This window comes from Mucilaginibacter sp. (genome assembly GCF_039935595.1).
Taxonomy (GTDB): domain Bacteria; phylum Bacteroidota; class Bacteroidia; order Sphingobacteriales; family Sphingobacteriaceae; genus Mucilaginibacter.
Genome location: NZ_JBDTJZ010000102.1, coordinates 1 through 22,814, shown reverse-complemented (window position 1 = coordinate 22,814; position 22,814 = coordinate 1). Strand labels below are relative to the sequence as shown.

The following is a 22,814-nucleotide window of genomic DNA, read 5'->3' as shown; positions in this document are numbered from 1 at the left end:
TAACTGACGCTTTATAACGCTTATACGTGTTAAGAATTGTACGGGTTAATTTAATTTTTGGTAAGTGCGCCACCACAGGTCGGGCAGCTCGCCGTCTACGGCAGTTTTATAATCCTCATAGCGGCAGGGTACTAAATGGAAACGCTCGTTGCGTGATCCACCTGTTGGGTAGGGTACCTGCATCCACCACCGGTCAGATTTTTTGCTTTTAACAAATACCACTTCATGGTCGTCATGCTTTAGGCTGGTTTTGTAAATGAGGTATTGTGATTTGGGATGAAGCGGGAAATCCTTCTTCCGGTTATAAAAGCCATCTATAAAATACCATATCATTTGCGATAGCAGCATGGCTGTTTGCCCGTTATTATCATAAGCAGGGTTAAACTCGTAAAAACCAATAGACGTTAGCTTATCGCTAAAACCGGCATAACGGCATATCTGGCAGGCTTCTTCTCCATAAAAACCATTGGGGGTGGCATTGGTATTGGCAGGGGCATCAGCCGAACGTATGGCGCTTATATCAAAGCTTATCATCCCCGCATTACGGATTATGGGTTCGGCAACGCTTGTTTGCCCGCTAAGCTCGCCCAGGCGGTGTACATCAAAATATAGCTTCTCCATTACCCGCAAGCTATCCTGGCTGGCAAAAAAAGTTTGGTAACCCAGATTGCTAAAGTTAAACAGGTAATTAGGCTCGTGTAAAAATATTTTATTAAGATAGGAGCCGGACGTTGTTTCTAAACTTTCGCCATCGCTATCATCATCCAGGTCAAAATGCGAATCAACTACTACCACATCTATCTTCTGTTCAAGGGCCTCATAGCCCATGTATTGCGCGTAGGTAAGGTCCTGCCCGCCACCAATTATTACAGGCACCACATCTATCTTAAGCAATTCGCTTACTATGGTTTTAACCGCATAATAGGTATCGGTTACGGTTTGGCCCTGTTTAACGTTGCCTAAGTCGACTATTTTTGTGGTATAAGCGCCCTCGTGCAATTGGTATAATTTTTCGCGTATATAATCGGGGCCTAAGGCGCAACCGGAGTTGTTTACCGCGTTTCTGTCATCCAATACACCAATTAAGGCAATGTTTTTTCCGTCAATATCAGGAAAGGAATCCGTATAAATGGATATTTTACTACCCAACTGACTGGTGTAATAACCGTTTGGCGGCGTAAGTTTTTGCAAGTCAATCGGAGTAAAAAAATCAGATAAGGACATGTTGTTTGATGTGCAAATGTGCGTGTATGCAAATGTGCAGATTTTTTGATTATATAGTTATGTAAGATGTAAACAAATGATCAATTCATAATTTGCACATTTGCATATCCGCACATCAATCAACACATTTGCATATATGCATATCAAAGTTCTTGTAACAGGCGCAACAGGTTTTTTAGGGGCAGAAGTGGCCCGGCAGTTGGTTAACACCGGGCAAGCTATTCGGTGCACTAAACGCAAATATTCTATAATACCCCAAATATTGAAGCCTTATGCTGCTTTAATTGAGTGGGTAAACGCCGATATGCTTGACGCATTTGCTTTAGAGGATGCCTTGCAGGGCATAACTCAAGTATATCATTGCGCTGCATGGGTGTCATTAAAACAGGCTGATAAACATCCCATGATACGTACCAATATAACGGGTACGGCCAACCTGGTAAACCTATGTGCAGATAATGGGATAAGGCTTGTGCACGTAAGTTCAATAGCTGCTATAGGGCAGGCAAAGCCCGGCGAGTTGATAACCGAGAACCACCATTTGGACGCATCTGCAGAAAATGATGGCTATGCCTTGTCAAAACTGGAAAGCGAAATGGAAGTTTGGCGCGGTATTGCCGAAGGGCTTGATGCGGTTATAGTAAACCCATCTTTAATAATTGGAGCGGATGCGGGCATATCGGGCAGCGGACAGTTGTTTGAAACAGTGCGCAAAGGGCTTAAGTTTTATACCAATGGCAGCGCCGGTTTTGTTGATGTGGAAGATGTGGCTAAATGTATGATAGCGTTAATGGACAGTAATATAACTGCCGAACGTTACATTATAAGCGCCGAAAACCGCAATTATAAACAGATAACTGCCGAAATTGCCAAAAGCTTCGGCATTAAACCTCCGGCCTTTTTTGCCAAACCCTGGATGATGGATCTTGCCTGGCGCGGCGCGGCCTTAGCGGCACTTATAACGAGGAAGCCGCCTGCTATTGATAAGATTGCGGCGCAATCGGCATCGCAAAACCGCGATTATGATAATAGTAAAATAAAATACGCCATAGCAATTGACTTTAAACATATCAGCAAAACAATTGAGGAGGTTTGTGCCCGGTTAGGCAAATAATAATTTACATAGCCGTGTTAATTCAGCTATAAATTCCGACAATTAATCGTCAAAAATTCATTCAAAAATTGCATTTTTGCAGCGGCTTATCCCGATACCTACGGGGAAATGCCTGCAAACATGGAACAACAATACTTTATTATAGATTTTGACAGCACATTTACGCAAGTAGAGGCGTTGGATGAATTGGCCCGCATATCATTAAAAGACCGACCGGACAGGGAAGAAATATACCGCAAAATTGAGGACCTTACCAATGCCTCGATGGAAGGTAAACTATCATTTACCCAAAGCCTGGAGGCACGCGTAAAATTGCTGCAAGCTAACCGCGATCACCTAAGGCAGTTGATATCGCACCTCAAAAAAAAGGTATCTACCTCTTTTTCGCGTAATACTATTTTCTTTAAAAACCACCAGGACGAAGTGTTGATCGTATCTGGAGGATTCAAAGAATTTATTACTCCGGTAGTAACCGAATATCATATTAAAAAAGAAAATATATACGCCAATACCTTTGTGTTTGATGAAGAGGGAAATATTGTTGGATATGACAGGGAGAATCCTTTATCGCAGGAGGGTGGTAAGGTTAAGCTTTTAAAAGAGCTGAATCTGCCGGGCGATATTTACGGTATTGGTGACGGCTACTCTGATTTTCAGTTAAAAGAGTCGGGGATGATCAAAAAGTTTTTTGCCTTTACAGAGAATATCGAACGCAAATCAGTTGCAGAAAAGGCCGACCATATTACGCCCAGCTTTGACGAGTTTTTATACATTAACAAACTGCCGCGTGCCATATCATATCCTAAAAACCGTATAAAATGTTTGATAGTAGGTAGCGTTGAGGATGAAGCGTTATCGCAAATAAAAAAGGAAGGTTATAATATTAGGCACCGCGAAGAGATAGAAGATAAATACTTAGATGAAGCCGGTATTTTATTTTGTGATGAAGAGCATCAACCCACACCCGAACAGGTGCATCAAGCCAAAAAACTAAAGGCCATAGGTTGTTTTGGTAAAATTAGCCGCAAGGTTGCCGAAACCGCGGGCGAATTGGGCATTATTATTTTTGACGACCCCAAACATAACCCGCGCAATGAAGACTTTTTACCCAAACGCGTAATCGCTTTTATGAACGAGGGTAAAACCCATACCAGCGCTAACTTTCCTGATCTGCAACCGCCGCGCATTAATAACGCGCACAGGTTAATACATATCCATAAAAATGTGCCGGGTATACTGGCTAAAATAAATGACGTTTTTGCCCGCCATAACATTAATATAGTTGGCGAGTTTTTGGTAACCAATCCGCAAATAGGTTATGTGATTACCGATGTAGACAAAGGTTACGATACCGATGTACTGGACGAACTAAAAGCCATTGAGCATACTATAAAATTTAGGTTGCTGTATTAGTCCGAAAGACCGAAAGTCGGGAAGTCCGGAAGTAACATATCTTTCGGACTTCCCGACTTTACTAATTTTCCGACTCTTTAAAAGGCACCACCAATACAGGCACTTCTGCGTGGCGCACTACGTGCTCGGCAACGCTGCCCATCAACAAGCGGTCAAACCCGCTGCGGCTATGGGTGCCAATAACAATCATATCGGCATTAAATTCTTTACTACAGCTAACAATGCCATCGGCAGTGCTGCCAAATTCATTAAAATGGGTAACCTGCAAATCGCCCGCGAATTTTTTAATAAAGCGCTCAATCAGGTTTTCTGAGGCTTCATTTTGTATATTTAATATCTCAATATCGTCGGTAACACCCGGCATTGGCCCTGATAGCGGGTCCATGCTATTGTTATAGGGTAATAAAAGAGGCTCAACAATATGTACCAGGCCAACTTTGGCTTTAAAAGCATGTGCAATTTCAAATCCGTATTTGGCGGCGTGTTCAGCAAAAGGGCTGTCGTCAACCCCAATTAATATTTTTTTGATCAGCATGGTATATAGTTTGGTTTAAAGTTAAACAAACTAAGTGTAATATGTTTTGTAGGATTACTTGATCCGGCTTTTTATTTACTATGTCATCTCGAACGTAGTGAGAGATCTATACACACGCTAATCGGTTGTGACCTACCCATGTATGGATTTCTCGCTATCGCTCGAAATGACAAGGCGGTATCATTTAGCCGGCGTTGTTGTATTACTCAACAGCCCGTTGGTATCCAGCCAGGTGGTACACCAGTCAAACCAGTGTGCTTTGCTTTTGCGGTTATTTAAGCCAAACCCATGCCCGCCTTCGGCAAAAATGTGCATCTCGCCTTTTACTTTAGCTTTTAGTAAAGCATCGTAAAACATCAGGCTGTTTTCTACCGGAACAACATTATCGTCTGCCGCCTGTACCAAAAAGGTAATGGGTGTATTGGCGGTAACTTGTTTTTCGTTACTGTACAGGTCAACCCATTCCTGCGGGGCATTTGCCCCTATCAGGTTATTTTTTGAACCTCTGTGCGTCTTTTCGCCAAAGGTGATTACCGGGTACATCAATATGGCAAAATCGGGACGAAGACTGATGTTAGCTTTATTGTCAATAACCCATTTATCAAAATGCGTTGCTAAAGTTGAAGCCAGGTGCCCGCCTGCCGAAAAGCCCATGATGCCTATTTTAGCCGGGTTAAGTCCCCACTCGGCAGCACGGCTGCGTACTATCAGCATGGCTTGCTCGGCATCCTGTAAAGGCCCTATGGTTTTATCAACCATAATTAAATCACTGGGTAAACGGTATTTTAAAACAAAAGCGGTAACACCAATTTTAACAAACTCGCGGGCCACATCATATCCCTCTGATTTGATGGCCAGACCGCTGTAACCACCACCCGGACAAATAATAACCGAGGTGCCGTTTGCTTTTTCTTTTTCAGGCAAAAAGGGGGTTATAGTAGGTACGGTTACCTTATTAGTACTGTATGCTTTAGAAGCCGGTTCAATATAATTTTCAGGGGCGGGTTTTGAATTAGGCACAGCACCGGTATACAAAGGTATTGGTGCGGCTTCCTGCGCATAGGTTACTAAGGTTGATAACAGCAGGAACGCCAACAGGTATAAACTGAGCTTTTTCATTTGGTTTTATAGATTTATAATTGGTTGTACAATTATGGATAAAAAATCTTTAATGAAAAAGGAAATGTCAGCAAAAACAATTATGGGAAGCGTAAAGACTTACGAAGTTTAACTCGGTGTTAATTTGTTTTTTATCAGCCTCGTTGAGGGCTTCGCCGTTTAAAAACTTCGTAAGTCTTGAAAGAGTTAGCTTTTTGGCCCGCCAAACTCCATTAAATAAGCTTTTAAAAACTCATCCAAATCGCCATCTAAAACGCCCTGGGCATTTGACGTTTCGTGGTCGGTACGTAAGTCTTTCACCAATTTATAAGGGTGCAATACATAATTGCGTATCTGCGATCCCCATTCTATTTTTTTCTTGTTGCCCTCAATTTTGTTGGAGGCTTCCTGACGCTTGCGCATCTCTATTTCATACAATTGCGATTTCAACAAGCGTATGGCATTGTCTTTATTTTGCAATTGTGAGCGCGACTCCTGGTTTTTAATAATAATACCCGATGGCTTGTGATACAAACGTACAGCGGTTTCTACCTTGTTTACGTTTTGCCCGCCGGCACCGCCCGCGCGGAAAGTTTCAAACTCAATATCAGCGGGGTTTATCTCAATTTCAATCGTATCATCCACCAATGGGTAAACATATACCGAAGCAAATGAGGTATGGCGCTTGGCGTTCGAGTCAAACGGCGATATGCGTACCAAACGGTGCACGCCATTTTCGCCTTTTAAATAGCCGTAAGCAAAATCGCCTTCCAGTTGCAGGGTTACTGTTTTTACTCCGGCTACATCACCTTCCTGAAAATCCTGCTCGGATATTTTGTAGCCGTTCTTTTCGCCCCACATAATATACATGCGCATCAGCATACCGGCCCAGTCGCAGCTTTCAGTACCACCTGCACCTGCTGTTATTTGTAGCACGGCATTAAGCTGGTCTTCGCCTGCCGATAGCATGTTTTTAAATTCAAGCTCTTCTACGGCCTTAATAGCTGCTTTGTACTGTTCCTGCAATTCGGCTTCGGTAGCATCGCCGCTTTGAAAAAATTCATACAACACACCCGCATCATCAACAGTTGATACTACTTTTTGATAGGCGTCCGTCCAGATCTTTTTTGTTTTGATGGAGGCCAGTACCTTTTCGGCCTCTTTAGGATGGTCCCAAAAATGAGGACCTATAGTTATTTCATTTTCCTGTTGCAGTGCATCAAGCTTTTTATCAATGTCAAAGATGCCTCCTCAGGGAAGTTACTCTATCCCTTAAATCCTGAATCTGTTCTTTAGTCATTTGGCAAATATAAAAAATTGTATAACAGCTTAAATAAAAAAGGGTCTGCAAGTAAAACCTACAGACCCAATCTCCGATAGTACCGGTAAAAATATTATTTTAAGCTATAGCTAACTGACTTAGCAGCATATCCATGCCGGTTTTGTTGCCATTTAAACTACCCAGTAATTTACTTAACGCAAAATCATTATTTTTTTCGGTTGATTGTTGCATTAATGCCTGCATGGTAGGTACCATTAATTTCTTGGCAACATCTGTAGCCGCAACGGGTTCAATGCCGTAATAGTTATTTAGCTTATTGGCAAATTTAGTAACGGTGCCATTAATAAGCGGGTTGTTATTATACAGATCAGGAAACTGAAAATACTTTACCATGTCTTTTAACTTGCCTATTTCCAATTGCCATTTTAAAACCTCAATGATCGAGCTCGACGCCTCATTGATCACGGCTTCATGGTATTTAACTGGAATTACAGGGTTGTCTATAACAGCCATCCCGGCGTTATTTTTGACAAGCATAAAAAGTTTTTCAAACATAATACAAGTGTTAAAAGTTATATTATTAAAATGATGATAAATGAACCATTTCCTTATCAACAGTACAAATATATTTAATAAAAATTTAAATTCTGCAAATATTTATTAAATATTGTTAAAAAACTGACAATTTGATGAAAAATAGAATATCATTTTGTCATTTAACGTTATTGTAATGGTATTGAACCTGTTGTAAAAATTAATACTGTGCTAAATATTAAATTCTATTTTTGTTAAAAAAATTATCAATTATGCTGCCAAACATTGATTTCACTACTACCCAATCCTACAAATATTTAACCGACCATTATATTGACTTAGTTGCAAAAAGTCTTAAAAGTTTATTCGATGCTGACAATGAGCGTTTTGAAAAATTTTCGGTCCGGTTTGAGGATATACTGCTTGATTACTCTAAAAACCGCGTTGATGACCAAACTATAGCCTTATTGCTACAGTTGGCTAAAGAGTGTAGACTAAATGATGCAATTAAAGCCATGTTTAGTGGCGAAGTAATTAATGCTACCGAGGGTCGCCCCGTATTACACACTGCTTTACGTAACCAAAGCAATACCCCAATATATGTAGATGGAAAAGATGTGATGCCGGATGTGAACAGGGTATTGCAACATATGCAGGAGTTTAGCGAGGCCATTATTTCGGGCTCGTGGAAAGGTTATACAGGCAAGGCTATTACCGATGTGGTGAATATTGGCATAGGCGGATCGGACCTGGGGCCGGTTATGGTTACCGAAGCTTTAAAGGCCTATAAAAATCATTTGAACATGCACTTTGTATCAAACGTTGATGGTACGCATATAGCCGAAACGTTAAAAGATCTGGATGCAGAGACCACCTTGTTTTTAATAGCCTCAAAAACTTTTACCACGCAGGAAACCATGGCCAATGCCCATAGCGCGCGCGACTGGTTTATCAGCAGCGGTGGTAATGATAATGATGTGGCTAAACACTTTGCCGCGCTATCAACCAATGCCGAAGGTGTTTCAAAATTTGGTATTGACACCAAAAACATGTTTGAGTTTTGGGATTGGGTAGGTGGCCGCTACTCGTTATGGAGCGCCATAGGTTTATCAATTAGCTTAAGCGTTGGTTACGATAACTTTGTAGAGTTATTGCAAGGCGCACACGCCATGGATAACCACTTCAAAACTGTAGAGCCCGACCAAAACCTGCCAACTATATTGGCCTTGATAGGTATTTGGTACAATAACTTTTTTGATGCCGAAACCAATGCCATTTTACCTTACGACCAGTACATGCACCGTTTTGCGGCTTACTTTCAGCAGGGCGATATGGAAAGTAACGGTAAATATGTTGACCGTAACGGTAAACGGGTGGAGTATTCAACAGGTCCTATCATCTGGGGCGAGCCGGGTACTAACGGGCAGCATGCTTTTTACCAGTTAATACACCAGGGTACTAAACTAATCCCCTGCGATTTTATAGCGCCCGCACAAAGCCATAATCCGTTGGGCGAGCATCATACTATGTTGTTATCCAACTTCTTTGCCCAAACCGAAGCATTAATGAACGGCAAAAGCCGCGAGGAAGTGGAGGCCGAATTAAAAGCATCAGGAAAACCAGCCGAAGAAATTGAAAAGCTGGCACCGTTTAAAGTATTTGAGGGCAACCGCCCAACAAACTCGATCCTGCTTAAAAAAATAACCCCGCGCAGCCTGGGCTCGTTAATAGCCATGTATGAGCATAAAATATTTGTACAGGGCATTATATGGAACATATACAGTTTTGACCAATGGGGAGTTGAGCTGGGCAAACAACTGGCCGGTAAAATATTACCCGAGTTAAGAAACAATGATGAGGTAGCGTCGCATGATTCGTCAACCAATGGATTGATCAATCAATATAAGGCGTGGAGGTAGCCCCTTTAACCCCCTAACCCCCTAAAGGGGGAACGATAGTTTGAAAGCCGCTTTATTATTAAGCGGCTTTTTTGTTGCCCCAATAATTTTTTCTTTTTGCCTTAAACTTTAACGTTGCAGCCCTATCTATACCTATATATAATTTAACACCTATACACAATGACTAAACCTATTAAAACAATCATGATAGCGCTGTTGGCTGTTATGTTTACTTCTTGTACTGCAATTCGCGATGCTGTAGATAGTGGAAAGGCAGTAAATTTAAGCGCCTTAAAAATTGGCATGACCAAAGCCGACGTACAGACAGCTTTAAACAAAAAACCAGATAATATAATAGCGGCCAAAAAATATCCTGAAACCAACACCGTGGTAGAAGTGGTCCAATATACCAAATGGGGCGATGCTAATGCAGGTATTGCCAATGCCCCCCAAGTATGGGTACCGTTAGAACGCTATTGGCTATATTTTATTAATGATAAGCTGGACAAGTGGGAAATAGCATCACCTGACCGTAGGCCGCGCATTTAATAATTACAGAAGGGGGTTATCGAGCAGTTTTTTTTGTCGGAATTTGGCTAAAGCCAATTTGCAATGCTTATTAATCCGTTGGCTGAAGCCAACGGCAATGAATTTTATATCAAAAAATGAGATTCATTGTCGTCCCTTTCAAGGTATGGATAATGAGGAAGAAAATTGGCTTTAGTCGAAAGAAGGCTTGCAAATCAAATTCATTGCCGTCCCTTTTAAGGGACGGATAAGATAATTTTAGTATATTGGCTTTAGCCAAACTATCATAATGTCATTTGTTAAGATCTGGGTTCATTTGGTTTTTGCTACAAAAAATCGCGAGCCTTTATTGAAAAAGGAAATTAGATATGATGTTTATAAACATATCAGCGAAAACTGCCTGGAAAAAGGAATATTTTTACAGACAATTAATGGCCATGACGACCATATTCACTGCCTTATATCGTTAGGTAAAGATCAAAGTATCGCCAAAGTTAGTCAACTTATAAAAGGCGAGTCATCCTTTTGGATAAATAAGAATAATTTGGTTGAAGAAAAATTTAGTTGGCAGGATGATTACTTTGCTGTTTCAATAAGCGAATCGCAATTACAAACTGTGATAAACTACATTAAAAACCAAGAAAAGCACCATATCAAAAAGACATTTGCTGAAGAAGCAGATGAATTTATAGTGAAGTACGGGTGGCCTGTTATTGACGATAAATAATTATTATTTCTTCACAAACTTTACCTGATACAAATGCGGCCATTTTTTGCCTGTTACAAAAAGGCGCTTGCCTTTGGCATCCCAGGCAATGCCGTTTAGCACATTTTGTTCATAATCAAAACCTGTGGGTCTGTCGGCTTTTGGCCAAAGGTTACTCATGTTCACCGTTTGTAATACAGCACCGGTTTTAGGGTCAATTATTAGGATGGTATCATAAGTGTATCTGTTTGAGTATAGTTTACCGTCAATATATTCCAACTCGTTAACTGCATCAACAGGGCCCTTGTCGTCATATACATCAATAAAGCCGGTTGAGTTATAATTATCTTTATTTAAAAACCATATACGGTTGGTGCTGTCATCCAGATAAAGCTTATTGCCATCATTGGTAACTCCCCAGCCTTCAACACCAACATTATTATTAAATGTTTTTAACAGTTTAAAGGTTTTTTTATCAAACACAAAGCCTATTTTTTCTGTATAAGTAAACATTACAATTTTATCGCCGACTATAGCGCTGCCTTCGCCAAAATAGTTCGGATCAGGAAGCTTGACCCTTTGCACCACTTTTCCGGTATTAAGATCAACCTTACGTAAGTCTGATTCGCCTTTATGACCGGAACTATTACCTGTGCTTTCATATAAATAACCATCCTGGTAAAGCAAACCTTCGGTATAGGCACTGGTATCATGCGGGTATACTTTTTCAACTACATAGGTATATTGCTCGGGCGCTTTGCCTGCCATCAATACAAAATTGGTGGATATATCCTGGCTTTTACCTGCCTGGTAAAATTTGGCGGTTACCACTTTTATGCCCAACGGCAGGTTATCTGTTTTGATCTTAATGGCAGATGAATCAGTTTTTGAGGCAACTTTAACAGAATCTAACAGGTACACAACCGAATCAGGTTTAGTATCTGCGGGATAGGTCAATTTTACAGTTACATCAGCACCCGCTTTGTATGAGGTGCCCGATTCAGGACTGATGGATAAATTTTTGTCGGTGCTTTGCTCTTTATTACCACATGCGCTGATGATCAATATCGCGGCTGCTAAAAATAGGTGTAGTTTATTCTTCATGTAATTATTAGGTTGTCGATGGCCAAAACGCATCTTCAATATGTTTTATTGTATAATTTGTTTGCTTGTCAAATAAAACGGATATTATATCAAACCGTACCTCGCCTTCATGTTCCATCAGGTAAATGTATTCATCCGCCGCCTCAACAATTAATCGTTGCTTACGGGCGTCTACAAAATCCTCCGGTTCGCCAAAGCTGTTGCCGGTACGTGTTTTTACTTCGGCAAATATAATAACACGATCTTTATAAGCAATCAGGTCAATTTCGGCTTTGCCATAGGTCCAGTTCTCATCCAGTATTTCATAACCTGCATTTTCCAGCAATGTTTTGGCTAAACTTTCGCCCGTGCGGCCCAGGTCATTATGGGTTGCCATTTACTTTAAAATAACTGATCCTAAATAATCCGAAATAGTTTTCTCCACCTTTTTCATGCGCATATACTGGCTAAGCAGTATTTCCTGATCGGCCACCACATCTGTTTTTTGCAGCTCGTTACGCAGGTTCTCCAGTATCTTACCCACCTTTTGTTTTTTAAGGTGAAATATAGCGCCTAAAATAGTAGCTTTCATATTAGCCTGCTCATCGGGCACCAAAATTTTATGCATCTCGTACCAGTTTTCGCTCAATGTATATTTAGTGGCGATAAGGGTAACCACCAGGTCAACAATGTCCTTATCCGGATAATGGATAAAATGCTGCTCTTCGGGCAACACGCCATTTTCCACTTCTTTGCCATAAATCTCAATAAACGATTTACTGGCCGGGTGATCAAAGTCAACATCACTCAACTCGGCTATCATAAACGGACCAATATACGTATTGGCTATGCCATCCCAATCAATCATTTTATTGCCGTAGAGCAATAGTAGCCGCACTATTTCTTTTTCTTGGGAATTAGTCTCCTCACGTTTTTCCTGCGGCTCATCAAAAGTAGTTTCCTCGGCAGGTTCGGGTGTGCGATTAGTTTGCTGCTGACTATCTTTTCGGGCTTTAGCCAGCCGCATTTTATTGAGTTCGGATATCAGCGACCGCTCATCTATCTGTAATATATGACTGCACTCTTTTATAAATACCGATGCTTTGATAGAGTCGGGTATTTTAGCGATGCTCTCCACGATCTCCCGTATCACCTCCGACCTTTTTATCGGGTCGGTCCCTGCCTCTTTAAGCAGTATATCAGTTTTGTAAAGGATGAAATCCTTCTTATTATCCTCAATATGTTTTTTAAAGGCGGCCGTGCCTACATTACGCACGTACGAATCCGGGTCATGTCCATCTGGGAACAGCACTACCTTTACGTTAAGCCCTTCCTCCAATATCATATCCAGTCCGCGCAGCGATGCTTTTATACCTGCCGCGTCGCCATCATATAAAATGGTGATGTTTTTGGTGAAGCGGCTTATCAGCCGTATCTGCTCAACCGTTAATGAAGTACCTGATGAGGCTACTACATTCTCAATCCCCGCCTGGTGTACCGACAGTACGTCGGCATAACCCTCAACCAGATAACAGTTATCCTCTTCGCGAATAGCCTTTTTGGCGAAGTATAAACCATAAAGCACATTAGACTTATGGTATATCTCCGACTCGGGCGAGTTTACGTATTTGGGTACATTCTTATCGCTTTTAAGCGTGCGTCCACCAAAGGCAATGATGCGCCCGGTAAAACTATGTATCGGGAACATCACCCGGCCACGGTAACGGTCGTACAAGTTGCCGTTATCCCGCTTTACAGATAAACCGCTTTCCACTAAAAACTCTTCCTGATAGCCTTCTTTTATAGCGCTGCCCGTAAAGGCTTCCCATTGGTCGGGCGAGTAACCCAGCTCAAACTTGGTAATGGTTTCGTTGGTAAAGCCACGTTCTTTAAAATAGCTTAGGCCAATGGCCGTGCCTTCGTCGGTATTTAACAAGCTTCCGTGAAAAAACTTGGCTGCGTAGCCGGTAACGATCATCAGGCTTTCGCGGCGATGTTCTTCCTCTTTATTTTCAGCGGCCTCAACCGTTTCTTCAACTTCTATACCGTACTTTTTGGCCAGCCATTTTAGGGCTTCGGGGTAAGTAAACTTTTCCAACTCCATTAAAAAGGTAACCGCGCTGCCGCCCTTGCCGGATGAAAAGTCTTTAAATATCCCCTTAGCCGGTGATACCGTGAACGACGGCGTACGCTCGTTGGCAAAAGGGGAGAGGCCCACAAAATTGGCCCCGCGTTTTTTTAATTGCACAAACTCGCCAATCACCTCCACAATATCTGTGGCTTCCATAATACGGTCGATAGTTGATTTTAATATCATGCGGTAGGCTACAAGCTAAATTGAGGATTTAATGTATGTTTATTTTAAATTTGAACAACTCCATCTCCAAAAATCAATTAATGAAAAATTCAGCGAATTGTTGTGATAAGTCAGCCTTTCATTGCCTGATTTAACCACGGTTTGTATTTTATCTAAATTAATCATTAAAATAAATTCTTGCTTATTTGCTATCAGCCAAAAGTATATCCGCTGATATACCTAAATATTGATGCAAGCCTTTGACCATTTTTAATGTCAACTCTTTTTTGCCGGATAGGATTTGAGAAACGTAACTTTTAGAGCCAATAATATGTTCCAGGTCTTTTTGCTTTAATCCCTTTTCTTCCAGTTTCAGTTTAATTACTTCTATAGGATCCGGGGCCGGTATTTGATAATGACGATCCTCATAGTCTTTTACAAGTAATAGTAAAACATCTAATTCATCACTTTCCGGTGTTCCTTCATTAGCATGAAATATTTCAATCGTCCTTTCAAGTGCGATATTATATTCAGTTTCAGTTTTTAATATTTTCCAGGTGTTCATAATCTTTTGCAGAGTTTTAAAAGCTGCGCCGCTTTTTAATTTACCCAGTTATAGCTTATAAGGAATGCTCGTAGCATCAATTTTATCGTATTCAGTATGAGTACCAAACCATATTAAATAAGCAGCTTGCTTTGTAAAATTTATTGAAACAATTAATCTGAATGAATTACCTTTTATGTTGAATATAATCCTATTATTAGCAATGATACTCGCGTTACCGTAAACCTTTTTTAATTCGTTGAAACTTTTATACTCAGTTTTTAAAAACTCATCATACCAGTTTTTTAATGAATTAGCAGCAAGCGGATATTCATTTATATAATAAAGTATCGTTCTTCTTGTGATAATGTTCATTCACACAAATATAATAAGTTTACTACGAGGAAACTATTTTTATTCAATAAATTCTTAATTCTATAATTTCTAACTCACAGAAACCCAAATAATCGTAATTTAGCCCCTCTTAAAAGAATAATACAACAATGGGCCAGCGAATAAAGATCAAAGCGTTATTAGAAAGTAAACAAACCGATATTGAGGTAACCGTAAAAGGGTGGGTGCGTACCTTCCGTAATAACCAGTTCATCGCTTTGAATGATGGCTCGACCAATAGCAATATACAGGTGGTGGTTGATTTTGAGAACACTGATGCCGCCCTGTTAAAACGTATTACCACCGGTGCTGCTTTAAGTGTTAAAGGGTTGCTGGTTGCCTCGTTAGGCAAGGGCCAAACCGTAGAGGTTAAAGCCAAAGAAATTGAAATTTTAGGTGATAGCGATCCCGAAAAATATCCTTTACAGCCTAAAAAACATAGCCTGGAGTTTTTGCGCGAGATAGCACACCTGCGTTTCCGTACCAATACCTTTGGCGCTATATTCAGGGTGCGTAATACCTTGTCATTCGCTATACACCAGTTTTTTCAGGATAAAGGTTTTGTTTACCTGCATACGCCAATTATTACCGCCAGTGATGCTGAAGGCGCGGGTGAGACTTTCCACGTTACTAATTTTGACCTGGAAAATCCGCCAAAAACAGAAAATGGCGAAGTTGATTTTAAACAAGACTTTTTTGGTCGTGCCACTAATCTAACCGTTTCCGGACAACTGGAAGGCGAGCTGGGGGCTATGGCTTTAAGCGATATATATACTTTTGGCCCAACTTTCCGTGCCGAAAACTCAAACACTACCCGTCACCTGGCCGAGTTTTGGATGATAGAGCCCGAAATGGCCTTTGCGGATATTACCGATAACATGGATACCGCCGAAGCTTTACTGAAATATGTAATTGCTTATGCGTTGGATAAAAACGCCGAGGATTTGGAGTTTTTAAGTCAGCGCCTGGCCGAGGAAGAGAAACAAAAACCACAGCAGGAACGGTCAGAAATGACGCTGATAGAAAAGTTGCAGTTTTGTTTGGCTAATGATTTTGAGCGGTTAACCTATACTGAGGCGATAGAAATTTTAAAAGAATCGACACCAAATAAAAAGAAGAAGTTTCAATACCCGGTTGAAGGCTGGGGTACCGACCTGCAATCAGAACATGAGCGTTATTTGGTAGAAAAGCATTTTAAAAAGCCGGTTATCCTTACGGATTATCCTATGGAGATCAAATCCTTTTACATGCGCCAAAATGATGACGGTAAAACCGTTGCCGCTATGGATATCCTATTTCCGGGTATTGGCGAGATAGTAGGCGGATCGCAGCGTGAGGAACGCCTGGATAAACTGGAACAACGTATGGACGAACTGGGCATACCAAAAGATGAGCTTTGGTGGTATTTAGATACCCGCCGCTTTGGCACCTGCCCGCACGCCGGCTTTGGTTTGGGTTTTGAACGTTTGGTGCTGTTTGTTACCGGTATGGGTAATATCAGGGATGTGATACCATTCCCAAGGTTCCCTAAGAACGCGGAGTTTTAGATTGCAGATTTCAGGTGATTTTTTTGATTTCGCTGATTTAGATTGCCATCGCTTCGCTCATATCGGACGGCATAAAATTTGTTGCCAATACTTTTAACTAACTTTGCGGTACAATATGCAACTGATATCTTCAATAGTAAATTCTGCATCAGAGTTCATTGTATTGCTTAGTAAGAATGCTGAGGTAATCATATTTACCGCAGTTCAGTACCTATTGATTGCCGTGCCGTTTTACTTGTTTTTTTATAACTGGAACAAAAAAAAATACTGGCACTTAAAAATCCAACAGCGCTATTCCGAAAATAAGCAAATAATCAGGGACATATTGTATTCCATTTCTACCATCATTGTTTTTGGTGTGGTTATCATCCTGTTATTACACGCAAGCAAACATGGGTACACGTTGGTTTATAAGCCTTTTAATAAATATGGCTATGCCTGGTATTTTATAAGCATATTGCTTATGGTTATTGTGCACGATGCTTATTTTTACTGGACCCACCGGCTTTTGCACTGGAAACCACTTTTTAAAGTAGTACATATAACCCACCATTTATCGCGTAATCCTACCCCTTTCTCTGCATATGCTTTTCACCCGGTCGAGGCGCTTATTAATGTTGGTATTGTACCGTTGGTTGCGTTTACTATACCCGCACAGGTATCAGCAATAGTTATTTTTACAATTTACCAGTTATTAATAAACGTTCTTGGTCACTTAGGTTTTGAAATTCTTCCAAAAGGGTTTGCACAAAATAAGTTAACCAAGTGGCATAATACATTTACCCATCATAATTTGCACCACCAGTTTGTAAAGTACAATTATGGCTTGTACCTGAATTTTTGGGATAGGATCATGAAAACCAATCATCCGCATTATGAAGATCATTTTGATAAAGTTGTGGAGCGAAAGGGAAATAGTGAAATTGTTTTAAACAGGGAAAATGACCAACAAACTAATGAGGTGCCAAAACCTGCCGTGACCCCATTGCAGGCGCTGCCTGATAACATAGAATTTTAAGAATACCATGCCCACCATTGAGCTGCTTACCGAGATCAATGCGCCCATTAAGCGGTGCTTCGACCTGGCGAGGAGTATTGACCTGCACCTGATATCAACCAAACACACCGGCGAGCAAGCTATAGCCGGGACTACAACCGGTTTGATTGGTTTGGACGAAACCGTAACCTGGCGCGCAAAGCATTTTTTTGTATGGCAAATCCTCACCAGTAAAGTTACCGAGATGCATTCGCCTGATTTTTTTGCCGATGAGATGGTTAGCGGCGCGTTTAAAAGTTTTAGGCATGAGCATTTCTTTTTTACTGTAGAGGGCAAAACCGTGATGCGCGATGTGTTTGTTTTTGAATCGCCTTTTGGAATATTGGGGAAGTTATTTAACCTCATTACCTTAAAAGCTTATATGACCAGCTTATTAACCCAACGAAACGCGGTTATTAAGCAAGTTGCAGAGGATGGTAAGTGGGAGGAGATAAAAAATAATAGCACCAATTAATACCATGTCTTTTTGTAAATTAGCATAGAGTAATTTCCAACTTCAAAGGTTATGCTACAAAATGCGATAATAAAAACTTTTGTGCCTACCGTAAAGCCCGCAGAAGCGAAAGTATTTTACAGAGATATATTAGGCTTTAAATTATTGGGCGAAGATAAGTATGCTCTGGAGTTTGATGCCAATGGTACATTATTGCGCGTTATAATGGTCCCGGTGCTTACCCCACACAACTTTACCACATTGGGATGGAACGTGACCAACATTGAAGATGTTATTCGTGCCTTAAACGATAAAGGTATAACCTTTGAAAAATACGATTTTATGCAGCAGGACGAATTAGGCATATGGATATCGCCTAATAACTCAAAAGTGGCCTGGTTTAAAGACCCCGACGGAAATATATTGTCTTTAACCGAATAAGTGATTATTTACTGCTATAATCTCGCTGCAATATCAAAAAGCTTGCCCGTTCTTCTTTATGAAATGGGATGTTCCAAGTGCCCTGGTAGCTTACTTTGGCGGGTAACAGCTCGTTGTTAAAGGGCACCAGCTCAATATTCATCTTCACATCAAAATCAAAAAACAGGTTGCTGTAACTCATATCCACATAGCGCCCCAGTATTTTAAAAGTGCGCATATCAAATATGGTGGTCAGCTCGCGTATCATAACGTCCCCGTCGGCTATGCTTGGCTTTTTAATTACTTTAAAGCGGTATACGGGGATAGAGTCCAGATACTTGCCGCGTGCAAATTCATAGTAATAAAACTGGCGCATATCGCTGCCGAAAATTTCGCTTTTACTGCTTAAAAATGGGATGCCTGTTACCTTTCGTCCCGGCGAGAAAATGAGGGTTTTAAGCTTTTCTTTATAGGATTGATTTTTGCCGTTAATTTTTAAAAATCCATCCGAACTGCTAAACTCCGAATTATAGGCATTAGTAAAAATATAATCAAACATCTCTACGGTATATAGCTGGTACTTGCCATTCTTTTTAAACATATTGCCCTTATCCTGTTTGGCCAAATATTGCGTTTTAGGGTGACCGTTAACTACAGAATGTTTGATAAGGCGGTACAATTCGCCATCAACTTTATTTTTTTTATCGTAGGTGTAAATATGGTTATCGGCAATAAAGTTATAGCGCTTCATATTACGGAAGGCTTTATAAAAGCCGGTATCGGCCACTACGGCATCAATAAAATCCTGCGCGGTAAGCTTATGCGATTTGATGTTTATCGCCGAATCAATAACTACAGTGAGCACTGTATCGGGATTAAAACGCTGGGCGTAAGTGTAGCTGCCGGATAAAAGTATAAAAAGAAAAAGGAATATCTTTTTTAACATGAGCAGGCAGCTACTATGATCTATGAACCATCAACTATGAACTAATTACCCAACTGTTTAACCGCAATATATGCCATTAGTCCCACGCTTGTTTCTAAAGCGGTTTCTTCAATATCAAAAGTTGGGGTATGTACAGATGAAGTAATGCCACGGCTTTCGTTACGTGTACCTAAACGGTAAAAACAAGCATCAGTTACCTGGGTATAATAGGCAAAATCTTCGCCGGCCATCCATATATCAAGGTCAAGCACGTTTTCTTTACCTAAATAATCTTCGGCAAAGCCGCGGGCTGAGGCGGTTAGTTTTGGTTCGTTGGTCAGGAAGGGATAGCCTTTAACTATATTAAAATCACAGGTAGCACCCATACTTTCGGCAATGCCTGTAGCCATTTTTACCATTTTTTGATGAGCCTCGGCGCGCCATTTTTCATCAAGCGCCCTGAAGGTACCTTCCAGCTTAACCTCGTTGGGAATAACGTTGGTTGCGCCATTAGCGGTTACTTTACCAAACGAAAGTACACAAGGGCTTTTAGGATCAGAAAAACGACTTACCACCTGTTGCAAGGCAGTTAATATATGCGCGGTAATAATTACCGGGTCAATGTTTTGCTGGGGCTGTGCGGCATGGCCGCCTTTGCCCGTAACGGTAACGTACAATTCATCAGTCGATGCCATATATTGGCCCGAACGGAAACCTACTTTACCGGCGTCTATCAATGGCATTACGTGCTGGCCTATAACGGCTTGTGGTTTGGGGTTCTCTAAAACGCCTTCCTTGATCATAATACTGGCACCGCCGGGTAATTTCTCTTCGGCGGGTTGAAATATTAATTTAATTGTACCGCCAAACTCGCTTTTTAAGGCGGTTAATATTTTAGCAACGCCTAATAATGATGAGGTATGCACATCGTGCCCGCAGGCGTGCATAACACCTGTATTTTGTGATTTATAAGGGACCTCGTTAGCCTCGGTAATAGGCAGAGCATCCATATCGGCGCGTAGGGCAACCACATTGGTTGAGGGCTTATCGCCTTTTATTAAAGCAACCAGCCCGGTATCGGCCATTTTGGTATAGGCAATACCCAGTTCATCCAGCTTTGATGCTACAAAAGCCGAGGTTTCCACTTCATGAAATGAAAGCTCAGGATGGCTATGTAAATGGCGGCGATTGGCTACTACATCATTAAAAATATTTTTTGCTAATTCCTGTATCTGCTGTTTAATCATTGGATTGGTCTGCTTTAGTCGGATCTATTTTTTCGGGTATTATAAAAAGGCCAAAAAATAGCCCTTTAAGTTGCTGCGTCATTTTTTCGGCCCCAAGCCGTGTCCTGAAATTGCCGGCACGAACTTTAAAATTAGGTTGAATGTAAGTAATATAGGTATGTATTTCAGGGTATTTTTCCTGAAACTTTGCCTGTGCACTATAGGCAGCCTTACGGTCCGATCCGCTGTATAGCTGCACCCTATACCCGTTTGACGAGAAAGGGGCAGATGCCGCGGCATTATCCTTAAAGCTAAACCGTTTGGCAATCAGCGTATCAATGCGTGGGTCCTTTATTACTTCAACTTTGCCGCGCTCCTGGGCAAATATCGGCATAAAAAAAACACATCCGGCTATACAGCAAAAAAGTGCTTTATAAACGGATGTGTTTTTCATTTTACTTAATTATTTTGTCATCTCGAACGATAGTGAGAGATCTATACACTCGCTAATATTTGCGGGCATATGTATAGATTTCTCGTTGTCACTCGAGATGAACAATTAAAATATATATTACGCCTGGCCTACACCATGGCAGTTTTTATATTTTTTACCACTGCCACATGGGCAAGGGTCATTGCGCCCAATTTTTTGCTCAACCCTAACCGGACTTGCTTTTTGAATTTGGCGCAAGTCTTCGGGCATGTCGCTATAATTGCCACCCTCGCTTACCAGTTCGGGTTTTGAGGTGCGTATTTTTTTATTATCAGTTTTGGGCTGCGGGCGCGCTTCCTGCACCTCCTCCGGCGCTTGCTGTGACGCAATACCACCCCTAAACAGGAAGCTCACTAATTCTTTATTTACGCTGGCCAACAACTGGCGGAACAACTCAAACGATTCAAACTTATAAACCAATAAAGGGTCCTTTTGTTCGTAAACAGCGTTTTGTACCGATTGCTTTAGCTCGTCCATTTCGCGCAGGTGTTCTTTCCAGGCGTCATCAATAAGGGCCAGTGTAACATTCTTTTCGAACGATCTCACTACTTCCTGGCCGTTGTTCTCTATTGCTTTTTTAAGCGGAACAACTATTTGCATACCATGTATGCCATCTGTAAACGGTACAACAATATTTTCAACCAGGTTGCCGCGGGTATCATAAACATCCTTTAAAACAGGGTATGCCTGCTGCGCGATAGCTTCTGATTTGCGTTTGTAAAAATCGGTTACCTCTAAAAATACTTTGTCGGTAAGGTTGTTTACATTCTGCGCTGCAAATTCATCGTGAGTTATATCTGTATCAACAGAGAATATGCGGATAATCTCCAGACGGAAACCTTCATGATTATTCAAATCCTTATATTCTGTAGCTATATCTTCAACCACATCAAAAATAGTGTTGTTAATATCCACATCAAGCCTGTTACCAAATAAAGCGTTTTTACGTTTGGTGTAAATAACTGTACGCTGCGAGTTCATCACGTCATCATACTCTAACAGGCGCTTGCGTATACCAAAGTTGTTTTCTTCTACTTTTTTCTGCGCGCGCTCAATGGAGTTTGATATCATGGAGTGTTGTATAACTTCGCCTTCCTCAATTCCCATCTTCACCATCAGGTTTGATATACGCTCTGATCCAAATAAACGCATCAGGTTGTCCTCTAACGATACAAAGAACTGTGACGAACCCGGGTCGCCCTGCCTGCCCGCACGACCGCGCAACTGGCGGTCAACACGGCGCGATTCATGGCGCTCAGTACCTACAATGGCTAAACCGCCTGCATCTTTTACACCGGGGCCTAATTTAATATCCGTACCACGGCCAGCCATATTGGTAGCTATGGTTACCGTACTTGCATTACCGGCTTCGGCAACAATTTCGGCCTCTTTTTGGTGCATTTTGGCATTCAGTACATTATGTTTAATGCCGCGTAATTTTAACATGCGGCTCAATAGTTCTGATATCTCAACCGAAGTGGTACCCACCAATACCGGGCGGCCCGCTTCTGTAAGTTTTGCTATCTCCTCGGCCACAGCATTGTATTTTTCGCGCACGGTGCGGTATACCAGGTCCTGCATGTCCTTACGGCTGGTTGGTGTGTTGGTTGGTATTTCTACCACGTCCAATTTATATATTTCCCAAAACTCGCCCGCTTCGGTAACGGCAGTACCCGTCATACCGCAAAGTTTGTGGTACATACGGAAGTAGTTTTGCAGCGTAATGGTAGCAAAGGTTTGCGATGCATCCTCAACTTTTACATTTTCTTTAGCTTCAATTGCCTGGTGCAACCCGTCAGAATAACGGCGGCCATCCATAATACGGCCGGTTTGCTCATCAACAATTTTTACTTTGCCTTCATCTAAAATATATTCGGTGTCCTTTTCAAATAAGGTATAAGCCTTAAGCAACTGGTTAACCGAGTGTATCCGTTCAGATTTGATCGAGAAATCGCGCATTAGCTCATCCTTGCGGGCAATTTTTTCTTCGGCAGGCAGATCTGATTTTTCTATTTCGGCTATTTCTGTACCTACGTCGGGCATCACAAAAAAGTGTGGGTCCTCG

23 protein-coding genes are annotated in these 22,814 nt (G+C 41.3%); 9 read left to right on the top strand and 14 right to left on the bottom strand.

Annotated elements, in window-relative coordinates; genetic code table 11:
- Positions 1–45: 45 nt before the first annotated feature.
- Positions 46–1,224, bottom strand: a complete 1,179-nt coding sequence (locus tag ABI367_RS06910; RefSeq protein WP_462227382.1) for a formimidoylglutamase — start codon at positions 1,222–1,224, stop codon at positions 46–48.
- 136 nt (positions 1,225–1,360) lie between these two features.
- On the opposite strand from ABI367_RS06910, the gene ABI367_RS06905 reads away from it, so the two are divergent.
- A complete protein-coding gene (locus ABI367_RS06905; protein WP_462227381.1) occupies positions 1,361–2,338 on the top strand; it encodes an NAD-dependent epimerase/dehydratase family protein in 978 nt (325 codons plus the stop codon).
- Between the two features lie 120 nt (positions 2,339–2,458).
- On the top strand, positions 2,459–3,751 hold the full coding sequence (locus ABI367_RS06900) for an HAD-IB family phosphatase (RefSeq protein WP_462258055.1): 1,293 nt from the start codon (positions 2,459–2,461) through the stop codon (positions 3,749–3,751).
- Between the two features lie 61 nt (positions 3,752–3,812).
- On the opposite strand, the gene ABI367_RS06895 is transcribed toward ABI367_RS06900, so the two are convergent.
- The 4 genes from ABI367_RS06895 to ABI367_RS06880 all read right to left on the bottom strand — a co-directional run bounded on the left by ABI367_RS06895 (position 3,813) and on the right by ABI367_RS06880 (position 7,221).
- Positions 3,813–4,286, bottom strand: a complete 474-nt coding sequence (locus tag ABI367_RS06895) for a universal stress protein (protein WP_462227379.1) — start codon at positions 4,284–4,286, stop codon at positions 3,813–3,815.
- 180 nt (positions 4,287–4,466) lie between these two features.
- The gene (locus ABI367_RS06890) at positions 4,467–5,405 is read right to left on the bottom strand and encodes an alpha/beta hydrolase (RefSeq protein WP_462227378.1); all 939 of its coding nucleotides are present in this window, start codon (positions 5,403–5,405) and stop codon (positions 4,467–4,469) included.
- A 186-nt stretch (positions 5,406–5,591) separates the two neighbouring features.
- Positions 5,592–6,684, bottom strand: a protein-coding gene (prfB, locus tag ABI367_RS06885) for a peptide chain release factor 2 (protein WP_462227377.1) whose coding sequence is annotated in 2 segments (ribosomal slippage) — positions 5,592–6,623 and positions 6,625–6,684 — 1,092 coding nt in all. Because the reading frame shifts where the segments join, the coding sequence is not laid out codon by codon here.
- A 99-nt stretch (positions 6,685–6,783) separates the two neighbouring features.
- Positions 6,784–7,221 (bottom strand): hypothetical protein, encoded by a 438-nt coding sequence (locus tag ABI367_RS06880; protein WP_462227376.1) that lies wholly within the window; start codon positions 7,219–7,221, stop codon positions 6,784–6,786.
- A gap of 251 nt (positions 7,222–7,472) precedes the next feature.
- On the opposite strand from ABI367_RS06880, the gene pgi reads away from it, so the two are divergent.
- The 3 genes from pgi to tnpA all read left to right on the top strand — a co-directional run bounded on the left by pgi (position 7,473) and on the right by tnpA (position 10,353).
- Positions 7,473–9,119, top strand: a complete 1,647-nt coding sequence (gene pgi / locus ABI367_RS06875) for a glucose-6-phosphate isomerase (protein WP_462227375.1) — start codon at positions 7,473–7,475, stop codon at positions 9,117–9,119.
- 159 nt (positions 9,120–9,278) lie between these two features.
- A complete protein-coding gene (locus ABI367_RS06870; protein ID WP_462227374.1) occupies positions 9,279–9,647 on the top strand; it encodes a hypothetical protein in 369 nt (122 codons plus the stop codon).
- A gap of 268 nt (positions 9,648–9,915) precedes the next feature.
- Positions 9,916–10,353: an IS200/IS605 family transposase gene (gene tnpA, locus ABI367_RS06865; protein WP_462227373.1), complete on the top strand. Its 438-nt coding sequence runs from the start codon at positions 9,916–9,918 to the stop codon at positions 10,351–10,353.
- Positions 10,354–10,356: 3 nt separating this feature from the next.
- Here the strand turns inward: tnpA and ABI367_RS06860 are convergent, their stop codons facing one another.
- The 5 genes from ABI367_RS06860 to ABI367_RS06840 form a co-directional block, all read right to left on the bottom strand.
- Positions 10,357–11,436, bottom strand: a complete 1,080-nt coding sequence (locus ABI367_RS06860; protein ID WP_462227372.1) for a glutaminyl-peptide cyclotransferase — start codon at positions 11,434–11,436, stop codon at positions 10,357–10,359.
- A 7-nt stretch (positions 11,437–11,443) separates the two neighbouring features.
- Positions 11,444–11,812, bottom strand: coding sequence for a YraN family protein (locus ABI367_RS06855; protein WP_462227371.1), 369 nt, complete (start codon positions 11,810–11,812; stop codon positions 11,444–11,446).
- A complete protein-coding gene (dnaG, locus tag ABI367_RS06850) occupies positions 11,813–13,732 on the bottom strand; it encodes a DNA primase (protein WP_462227370.1) in 1,920 nt (639 codons plus the stop codon).
- 181 nt (positions 13,733–13,913) lie between these two features.
- Positions 13,914–14,276 (bottom strand): helix-turn-helix domain-containing protein, encoded by a 363-nt coding sequence (locus tag ABI367_RS06845; RefSeq protein ID WP_462227369.1) that lies wholly within the window; start codon positions 14,274–14,276, stop codon positions 13,914–13,916.
- Between the two features lie 48 nt (positions 14,277–14,324).
- Positions 14,325–14,630, bottom strand: coding sequence for a type II toxin-antitoxin system HigB family toxin (locus ABI367_RS06840; RefSeq protein ID WP_462227368.1), 306 nt, complete (start codon positions 14,628–14,630; stop codon positions 14,325–14,327).
- A 128-nt stretch (positions 14,631–14,758) separates the two neighbouring features.
- On the opposite strand from ABI367_RS06840, the gene asnS reads away from it, so the two are divergent.
- The 4 genes from asnS (at position 14,759) to ABI367_RS06820 (ending at position 18,126) form a co-directional block, all read left to right on the top strand.
- Positions 14,759–16,195, top strand: coding sequence for an asparagine--tRNA ligase (gene asnS, locus ABI367_RS06835; protein ID WP_462227367.1), 1,437 nt, complete (start codon positions 14,759–14,761; stop codon positions 16,193–16,195).
- A 115-nt stretch (positions 16,196–16,310) separates the two neighbouring features.
- On the top strand, positions 16,311–17,213 hold the full coding sequence (locus ABI367_RS06830; RefSeq protein ID WP_462227366.1) for a sterol desaturase family protein: 903 nt from the start codon (positions 16,311–16,313) through the stop codon (positions 17,211–17,213).
- Positions 17,214–17,220: 7 nt separating this feature from the next.
- A complete protein-coding gene (locus ABI367_RS06825) occupies positions 17,221–17,706 on the top strand; it encodes an SRPBCC family protein (protein ID WP_462227365.1) in 486 nt (161 codons plus the stop codon).
- Positions 17,707–17,757: 51 nt separating this feature from the next.
- On the top strand, positions 17,758–18,126 hold the full coding sequence (locus ABI367_RS06820; protein ID WP_462227364.1) for a VOC family protein: 369 nt from the start codon (positions 17,758–17,760) through the stop codon (positions 18,124–18,126).
- Between the two features lie 4 nt (positions 18,127–18,130).
- Here ABI367_RS06820 and ABI367_RS06815 read toward each other — a convergent pair whose 3' ends face one another.
- From ABI367_RS06815 to ABI367_RS06800, 4 genes are all read right to left on the bottom strand, one after another.
- Positions 18,131–19,051, bottom strand: coding sequence for a hypothetical protein (locus ABI367_RS06815; protein WP_462227363.1), 921 nt, complete (start codon positions 19,049–19,051; stop codon positions 18,131–18,133).
- 41 nt (positions 19,052–19,092) lie between these two features.
- Entirely contained in the window at positions 19,093–20,277 is a 1,185-nt protein-coding gene (locus tag ABI367_RS06810) for a M20 metallopeptidase family protein (RefSeq protein ID WP_462227362.1), read from the bottom strand.
- Positions 20,270–20,710 carry an SPOR domain-containing protein gene (locus tag ABI367_RS06805; protein ID WP_462227361.1) on the bottom strand — a complete coding sequence of 147 codons (441 nt, stop codon included), beginning with the start codon at positions 20,708–20,710 and terminating at the stop codon, positions 20,270–20,272. The genes ABI367_RS06810 and ABI367_RS06805 overlap by 8 nt, the downstream gene beginning before the upstream one ends.
- A 117-nt stretch (positions 20,711–20,827) precedes the next feature.
- Positions 20,828–22,814: preprotein translocase subunit SecA (locus ABI367_RS06800; protein ID WP_462227360.1), on the bottom strand; the 1,987-nt coding region annotated here is incomplete at its 5' end.